Origin of the sequence: Pseudomonas sp. R4-35-07 (assembly GCF_003852235.1) — a bacterium.
GTDB lineage: Bacteria > Pseudomonadota > Gammaproteobacteria > Pseudomonadales > Pseudomonadaceae > Aquipseudomonas.
In genome coordinates, this window is sequence record NZ_CP027732.1 from 3,660,705 (window position 1) to 3,680,977 (window position 20,273).

General features: G+C 62.8%; 18 protein-coding genes. 11 read left to right on the forward strand and 7 right to left on the reverse strand.

What is annotated here, in order from left to right; all coding sequences use genetic code 11:
* Positions 1-20: 20 nt before the first annotated feature.
* The gene (locus tag C4J89_RS16670; protein WP_005789341.1) at positions 21-356 is read right to left on the reverse strand and encodes a helix-turn-helix transcriptional regulator; all 336 of its coding nucleotides are present in this window, start codon (positions 354-356) and stop codon (positions 21-23) included.
* 94 nt (positions 357-450) lie between these two features.
* Here C4J89_RS16670 and C4J89_RS16675 point away from each other — a divergent pair, with 94 nt between their 5' ends.
* Positions 451-1,314, forward strand: a complete 864-nt coding sequence (locus C4J89_RS16675; RefSeq protein WP_124363418.1) for an MBL fold metallo-hydrolase — start codon at positions 451-453, stop codon at positions 1,312-1,314.
* A 119-nt stretch (positions 1,315-1,433) separates the two neighbouring features.
* Here C4J89_RS16675 and bkdR read toward each other — a convergent pair whose 3' ends face one another.
* Positions 1,434-1,922 carry a Bkd operon transcriptional regulator BkdR gene (gene bkdR / locus C4J89_RS16680; RefSeq protein ID WP_122489983.1) on the reverse strand — a complete coding sequence of 163 codons (489 nt, stop codon included), beginning with the start codon at positions 1,920-1,922 and terminating at the stop codon, positions 1,434-1,436.
* Positions 1,923-2,116: 194 nt separating this feature from the next.
* Here bkdR and C4J89_RS16685 point away from each other — a divergent pair, with 194 nt between their 5' ends.
* The 5 genes from C4J89_RS16685 (at position 2,117) to C4J89_RS16705 (ending at position 8,301) form a co-directional block, all read left to right on the forward strand.
* Positions 2,117-3,352, forward strand: coding sequence for a 3-methyl-2-oxobutanoate dehydrogenase (2-methylpropanoyl-transferring) subunit alpha (locus C4J89_RS16685; RefSeq protein ID WP_124363419.1), 1,236 nt, complete (start codon positions 2,117-2,119; stop codon positions 3,350-3,352).
* A gap of 1 nt (position 3,353) precedes the next feature.
* Positions 3,354-4,412, forward strand: a complete 1,059-nt coding sequence (locus tag C4J89_RS16690; RefSeq protein ID WP_124363420.1) for an alpha-ketoacid dehydrogenase subunit beta — start codon at positions 3,354-3,356, stop codon at positions 4,410-4,412.
* Positions 4,413-5,678: a dihydrolipoamide acetyltransferase family protein gene (locus tag C4J89_RS16695; protein ID WP_124415061.1), complete on the forward strand. Its 1,266-nt coding sequence runs from the start codon at positions 4,413-4,415 to the stop codon at positions 5,676-5,678.
* Between the two features lie 4 nt (positions 5,679-5,682).
* Complete coding sequence (lpdA, locus tag C4J89_RS16700) at positions 5,683-7,062, forward strand: dihydrolipoyl dehydrogenase (protein WP_124415062.1); 1,380 nt, start codon at positions 5,683-5,685, stop codon at positions 7,060-7,062.
* 216 nt (positions 7,063-7,278) lie between these two features.
* Positions 7,279-8,301, forward strand: coding sequence for a branched-chain amino acid aminotransferase (locus tag C4J89_RS16705; RefSeq protein WP_124363423.1), 1,023 nt, complete (start codon positions 7,279-7,281; stop codon positions 8,299-8,301).
* A gap of 126 nt (positions 8,302-8,427) precedes the next feature.
* Here the strand turns inward: C4J89_RS16705 and C4J89_RS16710 are convergent, their stop codons facing one another.
* From C4J89_RS16710 to C4J89_RS16730, 5 genes are all read right to left on the reverse strand, one after another.
* Positions 8,428-9,318 carry a GNAT family acetyltransferase gene (locus C4J89_RS16710; protein ID WP_124415063.1) on the reverse strand — a complete coding sequence of 297 codons (891 nt, stop codon included), beginning with the start codon at positions 9,316-9,318 and terminating at the stop codon, positions 8,428-8,430.
* 76 nt (positions 9,319-9,394) lie between these two features.
* Entirely contained in the window at positions 9,395-10,228 is an 834-nt protein-coding gene (locus C4J89_RS16715) for a TIGR03915 family putative DNA repair protein (RefSeq protein ID WP_124415064.1), read from the reverse strand.
* Positions 10,225-11,445: a putative DNA modification/repair radical SAM protein gene (locus C4J89_RS16720; protein ID WP_124371175.1), complete on the reverse strand. Its 1,221-nt coding sequence runs from the start codon at positions 11,443-11,445 to the stop codon at positions 10,225-10,227. Before C4J89_RS16720 ends, C4J89_RS16715 begins: the two co-directional genes overlap by 4 nt.
* Before the next feature lie 188 nt (positions 11,446-11,633).
* On the reverse strand, positions 11,634-12,971 hold the full coding sequence (locus C4J89_RS16725; protein ID WP_124415065.1) for a lysine N(6)-hydroxylase/L-ornithine N(5)-oxygenase family protein: 1,338 nt from the start codon (positions 12,969-12,971) through the stop codon (positions 11,634-11,636).
* Positions 12,972-13,091: 120 nt separating this feature from the next.
* Positions 13,092-13,574: a sigma-70 family RNA polymerase sigma factor gene (locus tag C4J89_RS16730; protein WP_124363428.1), complete on the reverse strand. Its 483-nt coding sequence runs from the start codon at positions 13,572-13,574 to the stop codon at positions 13,092-13,094.
* 256 nt (positions 13,575-13,830) lie between these two features.
* Between C4J89_RS16730 and C4J89_RS16735 the strand changes: the two genes are divergently transcribed.
* From C4J89_RS16735 to C4J89_RS16755, 5 genes are all read left to right on the forward strand, one after another.
* Positions 13,831-15,000: an efflux RND transporter periplasmic adaptor subunit gene (locus C4J89_RS16735; protein WP_124415066.1), complete on the forward strand. Its 1,170-nt coding sequence runs from the start codon at positions 13,831-13,833 to the stop codon at positions 14,998-15,000.
* 1 nt (position 15,001) lies between these two features.
* The gene (locus tag C4J89_RS16740; RefSeq protein WP_124415067.1) at positions 15,002-16,975 is read left to right on the forward strand and encodes a MacB family efflux pump subunit; all 1,974 of its coding nucleotides are present in this window, start codon (positions 15,002-15,004) and stop codon (positions 16,973-16,975) included.
* A complete protein-coding gene (locus C4J89_RS16745; RefSeq protein WP_124415068.1) occupies positions 16,968-18,380 on the forward strand; it encodes an efflux transporter outer membrane subunit in 1,413 nt (470 codons plus the stop codon). Before C4J89_RS16740 ends, C4J89_RS16745 begins: the two co-directional genes overlap by 8 nt.
* A gap of 108 nt (positions 18,381-18,488) precedes the next feature.
* On the forward strand, positions 18,489-19,244 hold the full coding sequence (locus C4J89_RS16750; RefSeq protein WP_124415069.1) for an alpha/beta hydrolase: 756 nt from the start codon (positions 18,489-18,491) through the stop codon (positions 19,242-19,244).
* A 108-nt stretch (positions 19,245-19,352) separates the two neighbouring features.
* Complete coding sequence (locus C4J89_RS16755; RefSeq protein WP_124415070.1) at positions 19,353-20,120, forward strand: FadR/GntR family transcriptional regulator; 768 nt, start codon at positions 19,353-19,355, stop codon at positions 20,118-20,120.
* Positions 20,121-20,273: the final 153 nt, after the last annotated feature.

Sequence of the window (20,273 nt, forward strand, 5' to 3'; positions counted from 1 at the left end):
AGGGTCGCTGCCGGATGGCGTCACGCCCAGCTTTTTATGACCGCGCCGCAGTACAGGCCGGACAGGGTCTTCATCACTTGAATCACTTCGTGGCTGGCCAATCCGTAGAAAATGTATTTGCCTTCCCGACGGGTGGCAACCAACCCTTCGTCCCGCAGGATGCCCAACTGTTGTGACAGCGTGGGCTGGCGTACGCCGGTCAGCGCTTCCAGCTCGCCGACGTTGCGCTCGCCCTGGGTCAGCTGGCAGAGGATCAACAAGCGGTCTTCGTTGGCCAGCGCCTTGAGCAAGGAACAGGCCTTGGACGCCGATGCACGCAACTGGGCGACTTCGCCCTCACTCAACGTAGATTCCATTTGCCTCGGCTCCTTTGTCTCACTTAAGCTCAAAACATTATGTGTAAACGTAAACTGATTGTAACTACTTTTTTCCGCATCGGGGACAGCCGCCATGCCAGCGTTGATTCAAGCCTTTCTGGACGAGGCATCGTCGACCTATACCTACGTCGTCTATGAAGCGCACGGCGGTGCCTGCGCCATCGTCGACTCGGTGCTCAACTACGACCCGGCTTCCGGGCGCACCGAGACCACGCAGGCCGACCAGGTGATTGCCTTTGTCCAAGAGCATGGCCTCAAGGTGCAATGGCTGCTGGAAACCCATGCCCATGCCGACCACCTGTCCGCCGCGCCTTACCTGCGACGCGCCCTGGGCGGCAAGATTGCCATCGGCCAGTCCATCAGCCAGGTGCAGGGCGTGTTCAAGCACCTGTTCAACCTGGAACCGGAGTTTCGCGTCGATGGCTCGCAGTTCGACCACTTGTTTGCGCCGGATGAGATCTTTCACATTGGCGGCCTGCAGGCCCAGGCGCTGCATGTGCCCGGGCATACCCCGGCGGATATGGCTTACCTGATCGACGGGCGCTTGATCCTGGTGGGCGACACCCTGTTCATGCCCGACGTCGGCACCGCGCGCTGCGACTTCCCCGGCGGCGATGCGCGCCAGTTGTACGCGTCGATGCGCAAGTTGCTGGCCTTCCCTTCGGATACCAAACTGTATGTATGCCATGACTACCCACCCGAGGGCCGTGAGGCCAAGTGCCTGACCACCGTGGCGGAACAACGGGCGGGAAATATCCATGTGCATGACGGGGTGGATGAAGCGGCATTTGTAGCGATGCGCACCGCCCGTGATGCCGGGCTGGGGATGCCGACGCTGTTGTTGCCGGCGATCCAGGTGAATGTGCGGGCGGGGAATATGCCGCCGGCGGAAGAAAACGGCGTGACCTACCTGAAGATTCCCCTCAACCAACTTTGAAATGCGGTTAAAAATGTGGGAGGGGGCTTGCTCCCGATGGCGGTGAGTCAGCTACAGATAAGCTGACTGTCACACCGCTATCGGGGGCAAGCCCCCTTCCACATTTGTCTTGTGTTGAATCAGGTACCTAGGCTGATGCCGTTGGCCGGCAGCGGCAGTGCGGTTTTGTAGCGCACTTGCTTCAAGGCAAAACTGGAACGGATGTTCGCCACACCCGGCACCTTGGTCAGAAAGTCCATCATGAAGCGCTCCAGGGCCTGGATCGTCGGCACCAGCACCCGGATCAGATAATCCGGGTCGCCGGCCATCAGGTAACACTCCATCACTTCCGGCCGGTCGGAGATCGCCCCTTCGAACTGCTGCAACGCCAGTTCATTCTGCTTTTCCAGGCTGACATGGATGAACACATTCACATGCAGCCCCAGCAGGTCGGCGTCCAGCAGCGTGACCTGCTCGCGAATCAGGCCCAACTCCTCCATCGCCTTCACCCGGTTGAAGCACGGCGTGGGCGACAGGTTGACCGAGCGGGCCAGGTCGGCGTTGGTGATGCGCGCGTTCTCCTGCAGGGCGTTGAGAATGCCGATATCGGTACGGTCCAGTTTGCGCATGAGACAAAATCACCTGTTTATTATGTTTATGCAGATTTTTTATCCGCAAATGATCTTGAGCGCAATGAAACACAGATAAATATTCTTCTACGCCACGCCTATGATTGTTGTAGGACAAGATTTCTTCTACCCGAAGACTGACTGTCAGCTAGCGCGCCCACTACAAGAAATTCACAAGATCGAGCGTAGAAGCCATGACCCAGCCGTACGAACCGCTGCGCCTGCACGTCCCTGAACCCTCGGGCCGTCCAGGCTGCAAGACCGACTTCACCTACCTGCGCCTGACCGACGCCGGCCTGGTGCGCAAACCCGCCATCGACGTAGAACCGGCCGACACCGCCGACCTGGCCAAGGGCCTGATCCGCGTGCTCGACGACCAGGGCCAGGCCCTGGGCCCGTGGGCCGAGGGTGTCAGCGCCGACATCATGCGCAAAGGCATGCGCGCGATGCTCAAGACACGCATCTTCGACAACCGCATGGTGGTCGCCCAGCGCCAGAAAAAAATGTCGTTCTACATGCAGAGCCTAGGCGAAGAAGCCATTGGCAGCGCCCAGGCCCTGGCCTTGAACATTGACGACATGTGCTTCCCCACCTACCGCCAGCAAAGCATTCTGATGGCTCGCGATGTGCCGCTGGTCGACCTGATCTGCCAACTGCTGTCCAACGAGCGCGACCCGCTCAAGGGCCGCCAGTTGCCGATCATGTACTCGGTCAAGGACGCCGGTTTCTTCACCATTTCCGGCAACCTCGCCACCCAGTTCGTACAGGGCGTGGGCTGGGGCATGGCCTCGGCGATCAAGGGCGATACCAAGATCGCCTCGGCCTGGATCGGCGACGGCGCCACCGCAGAATCGGACTTCCACACCGCCCTCACCTTCGCCCACGTCTACCGCGCCCCGGTGATCCTCAACGTGGTGAATAACCAATGGGCCATCTCGACCTTTCAGGCCATCGCCGGTGGTGAAGCCACTACCTTCGCCGGACGCGGCGTGGGTTGCGGTATCGCTTCCCTGCGGGTCGACGGCAACGACTTCATTGCGGTGTACGCCGCGTCTGCCTGGGCCGCCGAGCGTGCGCGCCGCAACCTGGGGCCGAGCCTGATCGAGTGGGTCACTTACCGCGCCGGCCCGCACTCGACCTCCGATGATCCGTCCAAGTACCGCCCTGCCGATGACTGGAGCCACTTCCCATTGGGCGACCCGATTGCCCGTCTCAAGCAGCACCTGATCCGGATTGGCCAGTGGTCCGAAGAGGAACACGCGGCAGTCAGTGCCGAACTTGAAGCCGAAGTGATCGCCGCGCAAAAACAGGCCGAACAGTACGGCACCCTCGCCGGCGGCCAGATTCCAAGCGCCGCGACCATGTTCGAAGACGTCTATAAAGAGATGCCGGAGCACTTGAAGCGCCAGCGTCAAGAGCTGGGGGTCTGACATGAACGATCACAACAACAGCATCGAACTGGAAACCGCCATGACCACCACCACCATGACCATGATCCAGGCCCTGCGCTCGGCCATGGATGTGATGCTTGAACGTGACGACAACGTGGTGGTGTTCGGCCAGGACGTCGGTTACTTCGGCGGCGTGTTCCGTTGCACCGAAGGCTTGCAGACCAAGTACGGCAGCTCACGGGTATTCGACGCGCCGATTTCCGAAAGCGGCATCATCGGCGTGGCGGTGGGCATGGGCGCCTACGGCCTGCGCCCGGTCGCGGAAATCCAGTTCGCCGACTACGTCTACCCCGCCACCGACCAGATCATCTCCGAGGCCGCGCGCCTGCGTTATCGCTCGGCCGGCCAGTTCACCGCGCCCTTGACCATGCGCATGCCGTGCGGCGGCGGCATCTACGGCGGCCAGACCCACAGCCAGAGTATCGAAGCGGTGTTCACCCAGGTCTGCGGCCTGCGCACGGTGATGCCGTCCAACCCTTACGATGCCAAGGGCCTGCTGATCGCCTCCATCGAAAACGATGACCCGGTGATCTTCCTTGAACCCAAGCGCCTGTATAACGGCCCGTTCGATGGCCACCACGACCGCCCGGTGACGCCGTGGTCGAAACACCCGCAAGCGCAAGTGCCGGACGGTTACTACACCGTGCCGCTGGACGTGGCCGCCATCGTGCGTCCGGGTTCGGCCGTGACCGTGCTGACCTACGGCACCACCGTGTATGTGTCGCAAGTCGCTGCCGAAGAAACTGGCATCGACGCTGAAGTCATCGACCTGCGCAGCCTGTGGCCGCTGGACCTGGAAACCATCGTCAACTCGGTGAAAAAGACCGGCCGTTGCGTCGTGGTGCACGAAGCCACGCGCACCTGCGGATTTGGCGCCGAGCTGGTGGCGCTGGTGCAGGAACATTGCTTCCACCACCTGGAAGCGCCGATCGAGCGCGTCACCGGCTGGGACACCCCCTACCCGCACGCGCAGGAGTGGGCGTATTTCCCAGGCCCGTCCCGAGTGGGCGCGGCGTTGAAACGGGTCATGGAGGTCTGAATGGGCACGCACGTAATCAAGATGCCGGACATTGGCGAAGGCATCGCGGAAGTTGAACTGTCGCAGTGGCATGTCAAGGTCGGCGACATGGTCGTCGAAGACCAGGTACTGGCGGATGTGATGACCGACAAGGCGATGGTGGATATTCCCTCGCCGGTCCACGGCAAGGTGATTTCCCTCGGCGGCGAGCCGGGTGAAGTCATGGCGGTGGGCAGTATTTTGATCAGCATTGAAGTCGAAGGCGCCGGTAACGCCAAGGAAGCGCCAGCCGTGGCCGCACCGGTAGAAAAAGCCGCGCCGGTGGTGGAGAACACGCCGCCACCGGTTCAAAGCCAGCCCGCGCCTGTCGCGGTCAAGGCACCGGCACCGGCACCGGTAGCGCGTGATGGCAATGAACGCCCGCTGGCCTCCCCGGCCGTGCGCAAGCGTGCGCTGGATGCGGGTATTGCGTTGCGCCTGGTACAGGGCACAGGTCCGGCCGGGCGGATTCTGCATGAAGACCTCGACGCCTACCTTCAGCAAGGCACGAGCAACACCGCGACAGCGGCTAACCCCTACGCCGAACGCAACGACGAGCACCAGATTCCGGTAATCGGCATGCGCCGCAAGATCGCCCAGCGCATGCAGGACGCCACCCGCCGCGCCGCGCATTTCAGCTATGTGGAAGAAATCGACGTCACGGCGCTGGACGAGCTGCGCGTGCACCTCAATGAAAAACACGGCGCCACCCGCGGCAAGCTGACCCTGTTGCCGTTCATCGTGCGTGCCATGGTGGTGGCACTGCGCGATTTCCCCCAGATCAACGCGCGCTACGACGACGAAGCCCAGGTCATCACCCGCCTCGGTGCGGTGCATGTGGGCGTCGCCACCCAGAGCGATGTCGGCTTGATGGTGCCGGTGGTGCGCCATGCCGAAGCCCGTAGCCTGTGGGGCAATGCCGAAGAAATCGCACGCCTGGCCACGGCTGCGCGCACTGGCAAGGCCAGCCGCGACGAGCTGTCGGGCTCGACTATCACCCTGACCAGCCTCGGCGCGCTGGGCGGGATTGTCAGCACGCCGGTACTGAACCTGCCGGAAGTCGCCATCGTCGGTGTCAACCGCATCGTCGAGCGGCCCATGGTGATCAAGGGCCAGATCGTGGTGCGCAAGATGATGAACCTCTCCAGCTCGTTCGATCACCGCGTGGTCGATGGCATGGACGCGGCGCAATTCATCCAGGCCATTCGCAGCCTGCTCGAACAACCCGCCAGCCTGTTCCTGGAGTAAGGGCATGACTTCGACATTACACACCACCCTGCTGATTATCGGCGGCGGCCCGGGCGGTTATGTGGCCGCGATTCGCGCCGGCCAGCTGGGCATCCCGACCATTCTGGTGGAAGGCCAGGCGTTGGGCGGTACCTGCCTGAACATCGGCTGCATTCCGTCCAAAGCCTTGATCCACGTGGCCGAACAGTTCCAGCAAAGCGTTCACCACAGCCAGGGCTCGCCCCTGGGCATCGAAATGGATGTGCCTACCCTGGACATCCGCAAAAGCGTGGAATGGAAAGACGGTATCGTCGATCGCCTGACCACCGGCGTCGCCGCGCTGCTGAAAAAACACAAGGTGCAGGTGGTTCACGGTTGGGCCAAGGTGGTGGACGGCAAGACGGTCGACGTGGGCGACCAGCGCATTCAGTGCGAACACCTGCTGCTGGCCACCGGTTCGAAAAGCGTCGAGCTGCCGATGCTGCCGCTGGGCGGGCCGGTCATTTCGTCCACCGAAGCCCTGGCACCGACCCGTGTGCCGAGGCGGCTGATCGTGGTGGGCGGCGGTTATATCGGCCTGGAGCTGGGCATTGCCTACCGCAAGCTCGGGGCCGAAGTCAGTGTGGTCGAGGCCCAGGAGCGCATCCTGCCGGCCTACGACGCCGAGCTGACCCAACCGGTCGGCGAGTCGCTCAAACGACTAGGCATCAAGCTGTACCTCCAGCACAGCGTCACTGGCTTTACCGACAACCGCCTGCAAGTGCGCGACCCCAATGGCGACACGCTGGCGCTGGAGACCGACCAGGTGCTGGTGGCCGTGGGTCGCAAACCCAACACCCAGGGCTGGAACCTCGAAGCGCTGAACCTGGCGATGAACGGCGCGGCGATCAAGATCGACAGCCGTTGCCAGACCAGCATGCGCAACGTCTGGGCCATCGGCGACCTGAGCGGCGAGCCAATGCTGGCGCACCGCGCCATGGCCCAGGGCGAAATGGTTGCCGAACTGATCAGTGGCAAATCCCGCGAATTCAACCCGGCGGCGATCCCGGCCGTATGCTTCACCGACCCGGAAGTGGTGGTGGTCGGCAAGACGCCTGATGAAGCCAAGGCGGCCGGTGTGGAGTGCATCGTGTCGAGCTTCCCCTTCGCCGCCAACGGCCGGGCCATGACCCTGGAGTCGAACACCGGTTTCGTGCGGGTGGTGGCGCGGCGTGACAATCACCTGATTGTCGGCTGGCAGGCGGTGGGCGCTGGCGTGTCCGAGCTGTCCACGGCGTTCGGCCTGAGCCTGGAAATGGGCGCGCGCCTGGAGGATGTGGCCGGCACCATCCATGCCCATCCGACGTTGGGTGAAGCCGTACAGGAAGCGGCGTTGCGAGCCCTGGGCCACGCGTTGCATCTGTAGAACCGGGGTGCGGCCATCGGGGGCAAGTCGAATCGTCGCACCGCCCCTCCCACATTTGGAATGCATTCCCCTGTGGGAGGGGGCTTGCCCCCGATAGCAATGGATCAGCCAACAGAGATGTCGAATGGTCCATCCGCCCGCTCCCACACAAGCCAAGAATGCAGTATTGTTGTGCCATCCAGAAAAAAATCCGACTTGACCAAGATAGAGGGTGTCATGGGTAACGAGAGCATCAATTGGGACACGCTGGGTTTTGACTACATCAAGACCGACAAGCGGTTTCTCCAGGTCTGGAAAAACGGCGAATGGCAAGACGGCACCCTGACCGACGACAACGTGCTGCACATCAGCGAGGGCTCCACCGCCCTGCACTATGGCCAGCAGTGCTTTGAAGGCCTCAAGGCCTACCGCTGCAAGGACGGCTCGATCAACCTGTTCCGTCCGGACCAGAACGCCGCGCGCATGCAGCGCAGCTGTGCCCGCCTGCTGATGCCGCATGTGACGACCGATGCGTTCATCGATGCCTGCAAACAAGTGGTCAAGGCCAACGAGCGCTTCATCCCGCCTTACGGCAGCGGCGGCGCGCTGTACCTGCGCCCGTTCGTGATCGGCACCGGTGACAACATTGGTGTGCGCACCGCGCCGGAGTTCATCTTCTCGGTGTTCTGCATCCCGGTCGGCGCCTATTTCAAAGGCGGCCTGGTGCCCCACAACTTCCAGATTTCCACCTTCGACCGCGCCGCGCCACAGGGCACCGGTGCCGCGAAAGTCGGCGGTAACTATGCCGCCAGCTTGATGCCAGGGTCGGAAGCGAGAAAATCCGGCTTCGCCGACGCGATTTACCTGGACCCGATGACCCATTCGAAAATCGAAGAAGTCGGCTCGGCCAACTTTTTCGGCATCACCCATGACAACCAGTTCATCACACCGAAGTCGCCTTCGGTACTGCCGGGCATCACCCGCCTGTCGCTGATCGAACTGGCCCAGAGCCGCCTGGGCCTCACCGTGGTCGAGGGCGAGGTGTTCATCGACAAGCTGGACCAATTCAAGGAAGCCGGAGCCTGCGGCACCGCTGCGGTGATCTCGCCGATCGGTGGCATTCAGTACAACGGCAAACTGCACGTGTTCCACAGCGAGACCGAAGTGGGCCCGGTTACCCAGAAGCTCTACAAAGAGCTGACAGGTGTGCAGACCGGTGATGTTGAAGCGCCAGCGGGTTGGATCGTCAAAGTCTACTAGCCACAACGCAAAACTCAATGTGGGAGGGGGCTTGCTCCCGATGGCGGTGTATCAGTCAACATCTTCGGTGACTGACACATTGCTATCGGGAGCAAGCCCCCTCCCACATTTTGATTCCCGGTATTTTCAAGTTTGGGGGATGTTACTGGCAATCTTCTTGCCCATGCTGATCCTCTGCTCCACCCCATACCCCAACGCCTCGTAAAACCCCGCCACCGCATCATTGCCGCTGGTGATCTGCAGGTTGATCTTCATGCAACCCAGCGCCGTCAACGCCTGTTCCGCGTGACGCACCAACGATGATCCCAGGCCGTGGCGACGATAGTCGGCGTGCACCGCCACCGAATACAGCCAGCCACGATGGCCGTCGTACCCGGCGAGGATCGTGCCGATCACGGTTTTTTTGTCGGTGGCGACAAAGAACAGCCCGTCATTGACCGCCAGCTTCTTATCAATCGCCAGGGTCGGCAGGTTATGCGCGGTGTCATAGCCGAACGCTTCCTGCCATAACGCAACCACCTGCGCACGGTGCTGGCGGTCGCGATACGGGCCGATGGGGTGCCGAGACAGCAGCGCCTTTTCCATGACCAGCGTGCGCTCGTTGCCGTGGTAGACATCGCGCACGGTATGAAAACCCAGCTTGCTATAGAAAGGCTCGGCGGTCAGCGAAGACGGCACACTCAACACGCTCACCCCGGCTTCACGGGCGCGCAGCTCGATCTCGATCATCAGCAGCCGGCCAATGCCCTGCCCTTGCAGCGCAGGGTTGACGAACACCGAGCGCACTACGTTGGCATCCAGGGCCGCCGTGGCGACGATCACCTGCGCTCTTACCGCCACCAGTACCACACGACGCTTGAGCAGTTCCAAAACCGCCTCGGGTGTAAAATTGCTCGCCACGCGGGCGATCACATCCGCCGGGTAATCTCGTGCGTTGCTGCCGTGCAAGGCGGCGAGGATGACCTGGCTGATGCCCTCGGCATCTGAGGCTTGGGCATTACGAACGACGGTAGACATGCTTGCTCCTGGCTGACGGCGCTATAACAAGCACCACAATACCAATGTTGGAGGGGGCAAGCCCCTCCCACATTTTTTAACCATGCCCGCCCGCAATTCGTTTGCCCGGCTTGGCACCAACCAGCTTGGCCTGCCCATCTTTCTGCTTGCCCGTACGCGCCTCGCTGATAAGCCCCGGAATCAACTTGCCCTCCGGCAGGTTCTTCCAGAATCGGCTCGGCAAATGCCCTTCCATCACCTTGGGGTTCAACCGCGCCGGGTTGAAGATGTGGCTGTAATAGGTCAACCACATGGCGCTGTGCGGGTCCTCGACATTCTGCGCCAGTTGCTGCCAAGCCTCGGGGCACTGGCGTTGGTGAATCAATTGCTCGCCGTCGTAATACACGCCGTCCAGGGGCGTTGCGATCATCCAGCGATGCCGGCCCATGCGCCCGACAAAATGCTGGCTGGCGCTTTGCAGAATATCGTGGGCCGGTTCGTGCCAGGCCACGTACTCCGGCAGCTGCGGCCCTGCCCCCGGCGGCAATGCGATAAACCGTACAAACGCGTGCAAGTGGTGGGCTTCACGACTGACCTGCTTGATGCGTCGCTGCAACTCGCTGCCCAACTTGTCACCGGCCAGCATCGCCGTGCGATCACCATGGCTGACCCGCCACAACACCTCGTACAGCAAACTCCAGCGCTGGTCGCCGTGGTAGCAGGCGGCCGATTCCAGCAGGGGCAGCAACGCCTTGGGAATGCGCGCCTGGAACGGGCCAGGCCCAGACGGAATCGGCTCGTCGGTGGCAAACAGATCCGCCACCTCGGCTTCGCCCCAACTCACCTGGCTGGGGTCGACCTGATGGCTGAGCAGCCAGCGCGCCTGTTCGCGCCAGGTGCTGAACAGGTTGTCGCATTCCAGGCTGATCATCCCCACAACCCCATCTGTTGCGGTTGCGGGCGATCGCGCAGCTGCTCGCGCAGCAAGACGCTGGTGGTGTCCGCTTGCTGGGGGTGGTAGTCGCTGGTGATGAAAAACGGCTTGGCCTTGGCCAGCACGCAGCGCATGCGCGCCAGGTCTTCGAAGCGGATCTTGCGTTCGCGGCGCAGGTCGACCAGGCGCTGGGTGGTACGCAGGCCAATACCGGGAATGCGCGCGATCAAGGTCGGTTCGGCGCGGTTCAGGTCCAGGGGGAACACCTCGCGATGTTCCAGGGCCCAGGCCAGCTTGGGGTCGATATCCAAAGCCAGGTGGCCGGGGCCTTCGAACAGCTCGTTGGCGCTGAAACCGTAGCTGCGCAACAGGAAATCGGCCTGGTACAAGCGATGCTCGCGCATCAACGGCGGCGCGGCCAGGGGCACGCTTTTCGGGCTGTTGGGGATGGGACTGAAGGCCGAGTAATACACGCGGCGCAGCTTGTAATTGCCATACAGGGCTTCGGCACCGTGCAGGATGGTGCTGTCGTCGGTGTCGTCGGCGCCGACGATCATCTGCGTGCTCTGCCCGGCCGGGGCGAAGCGCGGCGCGCGGGGTTCGTTGAGCACGGTCTGCTCACCGGTGTAGATGGTCTGCATGGCCTGCTTGATCGAGACGATCTGCTTTTCCGGCGCCAGGGTTTGCAGGCTCGCATCGGTGGGCAGTTCGATATTCACACTCAGGCGGTCGGCATAACGCCCGGCCTCGGCGATCAGCGCCGGGTCGGCTTCGGGAATGGTCTTGAGGTGGATATAGCCGCGAAAGTCGTGCTCTTCGCGCAACAGCCTGGCGACCCGCACCAATTGTTCCATGGTGTAGTCGGCCGAACGGATGATGCCGGAACTGAGAAACAGGCCGCTGACGCAATTGCGCTTGTAGAAGTCCAGGGTCAGGGTGACCACCTCCTCCGGGCTGAACCGCGCACGGGGCACATCGCTGGAACGGCGGTTGACGCAATACTGGCAGTCGTACAGACAGAAGTTGGTGAGCAACACCTTGAGCAGCGACACGCAACGCCCGTCCGGCGTATAGCTGTGGCAAATCCCCATGCCATCGGTGGAACCCAGCCCCGCCTTGCCTTCGGAGCTGCGCTTGGGTGCGCCACTGCTGGCGCATGACGCGTCGTACTTGGCGGCATCGGCGAGGATGCTGAGTTTTTCGATCAACTGCATGGAGAGCTACCGATACTGGTTTTTTGTACAGTATCAGCAGCCACCCCTTGTCACAAGTGCCGTCTGTAGGAGCGAGGCGGGCGGCTAGCCCTTGCTCGCGAAGAACGTCTACGATAACGCGCCTTGTCTGGATTAACGCGGCGCTCTTGCGTTCTTCGCGAGCAAGCTCGCTCCTACAGGGGGACAGGTCAGCTGGCAGTAGCCAACAGCACGTCCTGCACCGAACGCGCCTTGCCACGGTGATGGTCCAGCGCATACAACGACGCCGCAATCTCATCCGCGCGAATCGGCAGCACCGACAGCAACGTATCGCTCAAGCCATGGCTGGCCTGGCTGAACCCCTGGATATAGATACCCGCCTTGCAGCGTTCATCGGTGACGATACGGTAGTCGCGGGCCACGTCGAAGTCGCCCATGTAGGCCTCCAGCGGCGCGAGCAGTTCGCGGTGCATCTGGCGTTCGTAACCGGTGGCGAGGATTACCGCGTCGTAGTGATTCACGCAGGTTTCGCCGGTAGCGTTGTTGCGCAACGTCAGTTCGATGCCGAGCGGACCGGGGGTGGCCTTTTCGACCACGGTCATGGTGCGAAACACCTGGCGCGCGATACCGGAGACTTTCTGGCGATAGAAGATGCCGTAGATGCGTTCGATCAGGTCCAGGTCCACCACCGAGTAGTTGGTGTTCTGGTACTCGGCGACCAGGCGCTCACGTTCGGCGCCGACTTGCTGGAATACCAGGTCGGTAAAGGCCGGCGAGAACACTTCATTGACGAACGGGCTGTCATCGGCGGGTTTGAGCGCCGAGCCGCGCAGGATCAGGTCAACCTGCACCGAGGGGAAGCTGTCGTTGAGGTCGATAAAGGCTTCGGCGGCGCTCTGACCACCGCCGATCACCGCGATGCGCATCGGCTTGCCGTCGACACAGGGCTGGCCGGCCATGCGCTCCAGGTACTGGGAATGGTGGAACACCCGGCTGTCGCCCTTGAGCGCCTTGAACGCCTCGGGAATACGCGGCGTGCCACCGGCGCTGACCACCACCGCGCGCGTGGTGCGCACATGCTGTTCACCCTGGGCGTCACGGGAAATCACGCGCAGCGCTTCCACCTGCTGCTGGTGCAGGATCGGCTCGATGGCCAGCACTTCTTCGCCGTAGCGGGCCTGGGCCTGGAATTGCCCGGCGACCCAGCGCAGGTAGTCGTTGTACTCCATGCGGCACGGGTAGAACGTGCCCAGGTTGATAAAGTCCACCAGGCGCTCGTGGGCCTTCAGGTAATTGACGAAGGAATACGGGCTGGTGGGATTGCGCAGGGTCACCAGGTCCTTGAGGAAGGAAATCTGCAGTTCGCTCTGGGTCACCAGGGTATTGCCATGCCAGCGGTAGTCGGCTTGTTTGTCGAGGAACAGCACGTCCAGTTTGCCCTGGGCCTTTTCACGCTCCTGCAGGGCGATGGCCAGCGCCAGGTTCGATGGGCCGAAGCCGATACCGATCAGGTCGTGAACCGCGGGCGAAGCAATTGCCTGTGTCATTCCAGTGTCCTCTGGATAAGCCCCTTGGCGGTTGGGGCGGGAATACCTTCATGGCCTGCACAACAGGCCGTGTGTTGATAGGAAACGAGGACAGTGAAATAAAATTTAACTAATGCCGCTTCAGTGGGCTTCCCACTCACGCATGCGTGACCGGCAGTGCTTCATGGCATTGACGATGTGCTTTTCCACCAGGCTGCGGGAAATGCTCAGGCGCTCGGCGATTTGCAGATGGGACAGGCCGTCGAGTTTGCGCAGCAGGAAACTGTCGCGGCAGGCCGCCGGCAGCTCGGCCAGGGCGCGCTCGAGCAGCTCCAGGCGCTGGCCCTGGTCGTGGCTGGCGTGGGGTGAACACGGGGCGAAGCGTTCTTCGCTGTCCAGCACCTCCAGCGGCTCGACCTGGCGCAGGGCGTTGCGCCGATGGCCGTCGATCACCAGGTTCAACGCGGTGCGATACAGGAACGCGCGCGGCTGTTCGATCGGGGTGTCACTGGAACGCTCCAGCACCCGCACATACGCGTCATGCACCACATCCTCGGCCACCTGACGGTTGCCCAGCTTGGCGTTGAGGAAACACACCAGCTCACGATAGTAGTTTTCCAACATGACTCCTGGCCCCATGGCCGTGGTGCTAACGATGCCAGTTCGGGTAGGAACAGGCCCATCGATGATGGCAGTTTGAGTAGGTGCAATTTATAGTAATTCTCATCTACTTTTAAAGAAGTCTCGCATCAACGGCCGATTTTTTTCGCCGCGCGAGCTGTAACCGCGCGTGTAACCGCCTAAATCCTGCGACATTTTCTTCGTTTAACTGTCAGCTCTGCGCGACTGCGCCCCGATCTTTCCTGGCTGGAACCTACGCATGAAACGCCCTCGACCTGCCCGACGCGCCCTGCTTGTGGTGGCGTGCCTGATTCCCATCGTTGCGTTTGCCACCTGGCAAGGCCTGGCGCCGGGTCGCGACACCCTGGCCACCGTCACCGTCACCCGTGGCGATATCGAAAACAGCGTCACGGCCCTGGGCACCCTGCAACCGCGGCGTTATGTGGATGTGGGCGCCCAGGCTTCCGGGCAGATCCAGAAGATCCACGTCGAAGCCGGCGACCAGGTCAAGGAGGGCCAATTGCTGGTAGAGATCGACCCCTCGACGCAAAAGGCCAAGCTCGATGCCAGCCGCTACGCCATCGAAAACCTTGCGGCGCAGTTGCAGGAACAGAAGGCCCAGCATGCATTGGCGCGCCAGAAGTACCAGCGCCAGCAACGCTTGAGCGCCGGCAACGCCACGCGCGAAGAGGATGTACAAACCGCCAAGGCCGAACTGAGCGCGACCCAGGCGCGGGTCGAGATGTTCCAGGCGCAGATCCGCCAGGCGCGGGCCAGCCTGCGCAGCGACGAAGCGGAACTGGGTTACACGCGTATCTATGCGCCGATGGCCGGTACCGTGGTCGCGGTGGATGCGCGGGTCGGCCAGACGCTCAACGCGCAACAACAAACTCCGCTGATCCTGCGCATCGCCAGGTTGTCGCCGATGACCGTATGGGCCGAAGTCTCCGAGGCGGATATCGGCCACGTCAAACCCGGTATGAGCGCTTACTTCACCACCTTGAGCGGCGGCAGCCGGCGTTGGACCAGCACCGTGCGCCAGATCCTGCCAATTCCACCCAAACCCTTGAACGAAACCCAGGGCAGCGGCAGCCCGAGCAGCGCCAGCAAAAGCGGCAGTGGCCGCGTGGTGCTGTACACGGTGCTGCTGGACGTGGACAACGCCGATAACGCGCTGATGGCGGAAATGACCACCCAAGTGTTTTTCGTCGCAAACCAGGTCAAGGACGCCCTCACCGTGCCAGTCGCTGCGCTGCAAGGCACGCCCAACGCGGATACGCAAATCGCCCGCGTGGTGGCGAAGAACGGCAGCATCGAGCAGCGCACGGTGCGCCTGGGTGTCAGCGACCGCCTGCGCGTCCAGGTGCTGGATGGCCTCAGCGAAGGCGATCACCTGTTGATCGGCCCGGCCGACAGCAGCGGGGGTTGAATTGACCACGCCCCTGATCGAACTCAAGCACATCCGCAAATCCTACGGCGGCGGCGACAGCCCGCAGGTCGACGTGCTGCGTGGCATCGACCTGGCGATCCATGCCGGGGAGTTCGTCGCCATCGTCGGCGCGTCCGGCTCCGGCAAGTCCACATTGATGAATATCCTCGGGTGCCTCGACCGCCCGAGCGACGGTGACTACCTGTTCGCCGGTGAAAACGTTGCCCACCTGGGCAGCGACGAACTGGCCTGGCTGCGCCGCGAAGCCTTCGGTTTCGTGTTCCAGGGCTACCACTTGATCCCGTCGGCATCGGCCCAGGAAAACGTCGAGATGCCGGCGATCTATGCCGGCATCAGTGCCAGCGAACGGCACGCCCGCGCCACCGCCCTGCTCACCCGCCTGGGCCTGGCCGACCGCACCGGCAACCGTCCGCACCAGCTCTCCGGCGGCCAGCAGCAGCGGGTGTCCATCGCACGGGCGCTGATGAACGGCGGGCATATCATCCTCGCCGACGAACCCACCGGCGCCCTCGACAGCCACAGCGGCGCCGAAGTGATGAGCCTGCTCGACGAACTGGCGAGCCAGGGCCATGTGGTCATCCTGATCACCCATGACCGCGAAGTGGCCGCACGGGCCAACCGCATCATCGAGATTCGCGACGGCCTGATCATCAGCGACTCGGCCGGCGCCCAGGCCTGCGTGCCTGCCGAAGCGGACAGCACTGCGCTGCAAGCCGTGGACCTGCGTCAGCGCCTGGTCGACGGCGCCGAACACAACGGCGCCTGGAAGGCCGAACTGCTCGACGCATTGCAAGCGGCCTGGCGCGTGATGTGGATCAACCGCTTTCGCACCGCGCTGACCCTGCTCGGAATCATTATTGGCGTGGCCTCGGTGGTGGTCATGCTGGCCGTGGGTGAAGGCAGCAAGCGCCAGGTCATGGCGCAGATGGGCGCGTTCGGCTCGAACATCCTGTATGTCAGTGGTTCGTCACCCAACCCGCGTACGCCCCTGGGCATCATCACCCCCCAGGATGTGGCCGCCCTGGCCACCCTGCCCCAGGTGAAACGGATCATGCCGGTCAACGGCGCCGAAGCCGGCGTGCGTTTCGGCAACATCGACTACATCGCCTATGTCGGCGGCAACGACACCCAGTTTCCGAGCATCTTCAACTGGCCGGTGGTCGAGGGCAGCTACTTTACCGAAGCCGACGAACGCAACGCCGCCACCGTCGCCGTGATCGGCGCAAGGGTGCGGGACAAGCTGTTCAAAGGCCGGGTCAACCCCATCGGCCAGTACATCCTGATCGAAAACGTGCCGTTCCAGGTGGTGGGCGTGCTCCAGGAAAAAGGCTCCAGCTCGGGCAACAAAGACAGTGATGACCGCATTGCCATCCCCTACTCCGCCGCCAGCATCCGCCTGTTCGGCAGCTATAACCCGGAATACGTGGTGATTGCCGCCGCCGACGCCACCCGGGTGAACGCCGCCGAGCAGGCCATCGATCAGTTGCTCAAGCGCCTGCACCAGGGCAAGGACGATTATCACCTGACCAACAACGCCGCGATGATCCAGGCCGAGGCGCGCACGGCCAACACACTGTCGTTGATGCTCGGTTCGATTGCGGCAATTTCCCTGTTGGTGGGCGGCATCGGCGTGATGAACATCATGCTGATGACCGTGCGCGAACGTACCCGCGAGATCGGCATCCGCATGGCCACCGGTGCCCGTCAGCGCGACATCCTGCGCCAGTTTCTCACCGAGGCGGTGATGCTCTCGGTGGTCGGCGGGCTGTTGGGTATTGCCCTGGCCTTGCTGGTGGGCGGCGTGCTGGTACTGGCCGAGGTGGCGGTGCAGTTTTCCCTGATGGCGGTGCTCGGCGCCTTTGGCTGCGCGCTGGTCACCGGTGTCGTATTCGGCTTTATGCCGGCCCGTAAAGCTGCCCGGCTCGATCCGGTTAAGGCGTTGACCAGTGAATAAACGACCCCTCGCACCGCCGCTGGCGCTGCTCAGCCTGTGCCTGTTGCTCAATGCCTGTGCGGGTAATGCGCCCGCCGTCGACAGCGGCATCGCGCCGCCCGCCGCCTGGCAATACGCCGAGCGCGCGGCCAGCCAAGCCACCAACCAGCGCTGGTGGACACAATTTGGCAGCCCCTCGCTCAACCGCCTGATCGACCAGGCGCGCCGTGACAGTTTCGACGTTGCCGCCGCCATGGCCCGCGTGCGCCAGGCGCAGGCAATGGCGGTGATTGCCGGCGCGCCGCTGCTGCCCGAGGTCAAGTTCAACCTCACCGCCAGCCGTGAAAAGCTGCTGCGCGGCAGCGGCAACTCGGACCTGAACGCCACCGAGAGCAACAGAACCGTCAGCAGCTATGACGCCAACCTCACGGCCAGCTACGAACTCGACTTCTGGGGCGGCCGCGCCGCCGCACGGGACAGTGCACTGCAGAGCCTGCAGGCCAGCCAGTTCGACCAGGCCAACGTCGAGCTGACCCTGCTCAGCAACGTGGCCGACCGCTACGCGCAAACCCTGGCCGCGCGCCAGCGCGTGCAGATCGCCGAGCTGAACCTGGCGAACGCGCGCAATGTGCTGAAGCTGGTGCAAACCCGCTACGACGCCGGTTCCGCCACGGCCCTGGAGCTGGCGCAACAGAAAAGCCTGGTGGCCAGCCAGCAACGGCAACTGCCGCTGATCGAGCAGTTGGCCGAAGATTCGCGGATCACCCTTGCCGCGTTGCTCGGCCAGCCCGTGCAGGCGCTGGCGCTGGGCAACGAGGCGTTCCAGGCACTGACTTGGCCAAGCATCGGGCCCGGCGTGCCGAGCCAGTTATTGAGCCGGCGCCCCGACCTGGCCCAGGCCGAGGCACAGCTGGCGGCGGCGAGCGCCGATGTGCGCGTGGCCCGTGCGGCGATGTTGCCTGCCGTCACCCTGGGCGCGACCCTGGGTTCGGGCGCGTACAAAGCCGACGACATCCTGCGCAGCCCGTTCTACACCCTGACCTCGGGCCTGGTGGCCCCGATCTTCAACAACGGTCGTTTAAGCGCGGAACGCGACAAGGCCCGTGCGCGCCAGGATGAGCTGCTGCACACCTACCGAGGGGCGATCATCAACGGCTTTGCCGACGTGGAAAAAGCCCTCAGCAGCATCACCCGGCTGGACCAGCAACGCCAATGGCAAGCCGAGGAGTTGCAACAGGCACAGACCGCGTTCCAGATCGCAGAAAGCCGTTACCAGGCCGGTGCCGAGGATTTGCTCACGGTGCTGGAAACCCAGCGCACCTTGTACGCGGCCCAGGACTTGAACGTGCAACTGCGACTGTCGCGCTTGCAGGCCAGCATCGCGTTGTATAAAGCGCTGGGCGGTGGCTGGAGTAGCGACATCTGATAAACGAAACTCCAGTTTCGTACACAAACCGTTTAATCGCCTTACATTATTAGACCCAAGGTCCTTGGTAAAAAAGCCGCCTTCACACGGCTCGTCCAGGACCTTTTAATGAAACCCTGCGTTGTTGGAAAATGCCTGGTTTGCCTTGGCGCCTGGCTGATCGCCCACCTGGCCTTGGCCGACCCCTTGATCACGCCCACCGCCATTGACTGGTTACTGGATTGCCCCTTCCCGGCGTTTGAACGGCTCGACCCCGAAGTCCTCGCGCGCACCCAATGCGGCCAGGTGACGGTGCCCCGCGACCATGCTGCACCCAGCCGCGGCCGCCTGCGCCTGAGGGTGACACGCGTCGGCGCACGCGACCCGCTCAACCGTGAGGGCGTGGTGTTTATCCAGTCCGGCGACCCGCGTGCAGCTAAAAACGCCACCTTTGCCCTGCATCTCGTCAGCCGCTGGGAGTCTTATGCCACCCAGGCTTACCGCACGTTAGTCGACCGCTACGACGTGATCGAACTGAGCCCCCGCGACCTGCAACAGGCCGCCGCCGTCGAACAGGCGGCGCGGGATATAGAGTATGTCCGTGTGCAATTGGGCGAGGCCCAACTCAACTACGTCGGCAATGCCGACGCGGCGCGACTGGGCAACCGCTATGGCACGCTGTTTCCCGAACGCATCGCGCGCATGGTGCTGGTCAACGCCGGGCGCGGGGAACCTGTGGCTTCCGGCGTCGAGCTGCTGCTGCTCAAGGAACCCGCCCAGGCCAGCGGTGACGGCTGTGTCAGCCGCTGGCTTGGTGATTTTCTGGCTTACGGCAAACAGCCACCGACGCACACACGCTGCCTGGACCGTGGCGGCTGGGACTGACCCTGACGTTTACGACCTGTTGATGCCAGAAACGACACCCTGCGTTGACGCTGCGGCCCGATCGTTATTAAGTGCTATTTATCCGCATTAATACGATAAATCGAAACCATGCTGAGTCGTCCGCTACGCCGCAAGCGCCAGAAGCTGTCCGATGTGATCGTCGAGTCGGTCAAGCGCTCCATCGTCACCGACGCCTTGAAGCCCGGCGACCGCCTGCCCACCGAACGTGAGCTGATGGAAAGCTTCCAGTGCTCCAAGGGCTCGGCCCGCGAAGCGCTCAAGGCGCTGGAAGTCGAAGGCCTGGTGAGCACGCGCACCGGCCCCAGTGGCGGCGCCTACCTGAACCAGGCCGGCACCGAACCCGCCAGCCGCGCACTGCGCAACTACCTGCACTTCCAGCACCTGGACGGCGGGCAGGTGTATCAACTGCGCAAGGTCATCGAGGTGGAGCTGGCGCTGTCGGTGCTCGGGCGCTTGAGCGAGAGCGACTACCAGGCCTTGCAGGACAACGTGGACTTTTGCAGCGCCCCCGAAGACAGCGAAGCCGGCCAGCGCGAACAGCGTCTGGCGGAACTGGAATTTCACAACCTGCTGGCCAAGGCCTGCCCCAACCCGCTGCTCGGTTTCATGGCGCAGTTCCTCAACGACCTGCTGCGCGACCTGGTGGTGCTGAAAAAAGCCTACAAGCCCAAGCGCAAACAGTTCGATGCGGCCAACCTCGACTACCACAAGCAATTGCTGATCGCCTTTCGTGCCGGGGATGAAAGCGCGGTGCGCAGCTTGATGCATGAACACATGTGCGATGCCGAACACCACATGACCGCGCTGGAAGGCCAGGTCAGTCCGCACTTCCTGCTGGAGTTCGATCACTCTTAACCCAAACACCACAAATCCAATGTGGGAGGGGGCTTGCTCCCGATAGCGGTGGATCAGCCACCTGATGCAGTGCCTGACACTCAGTCATCGGGAGCAAGCCCCCTCCCACATTGGGATTTGCATTCCAATCGATAGACCCGCGTCACCTCAATA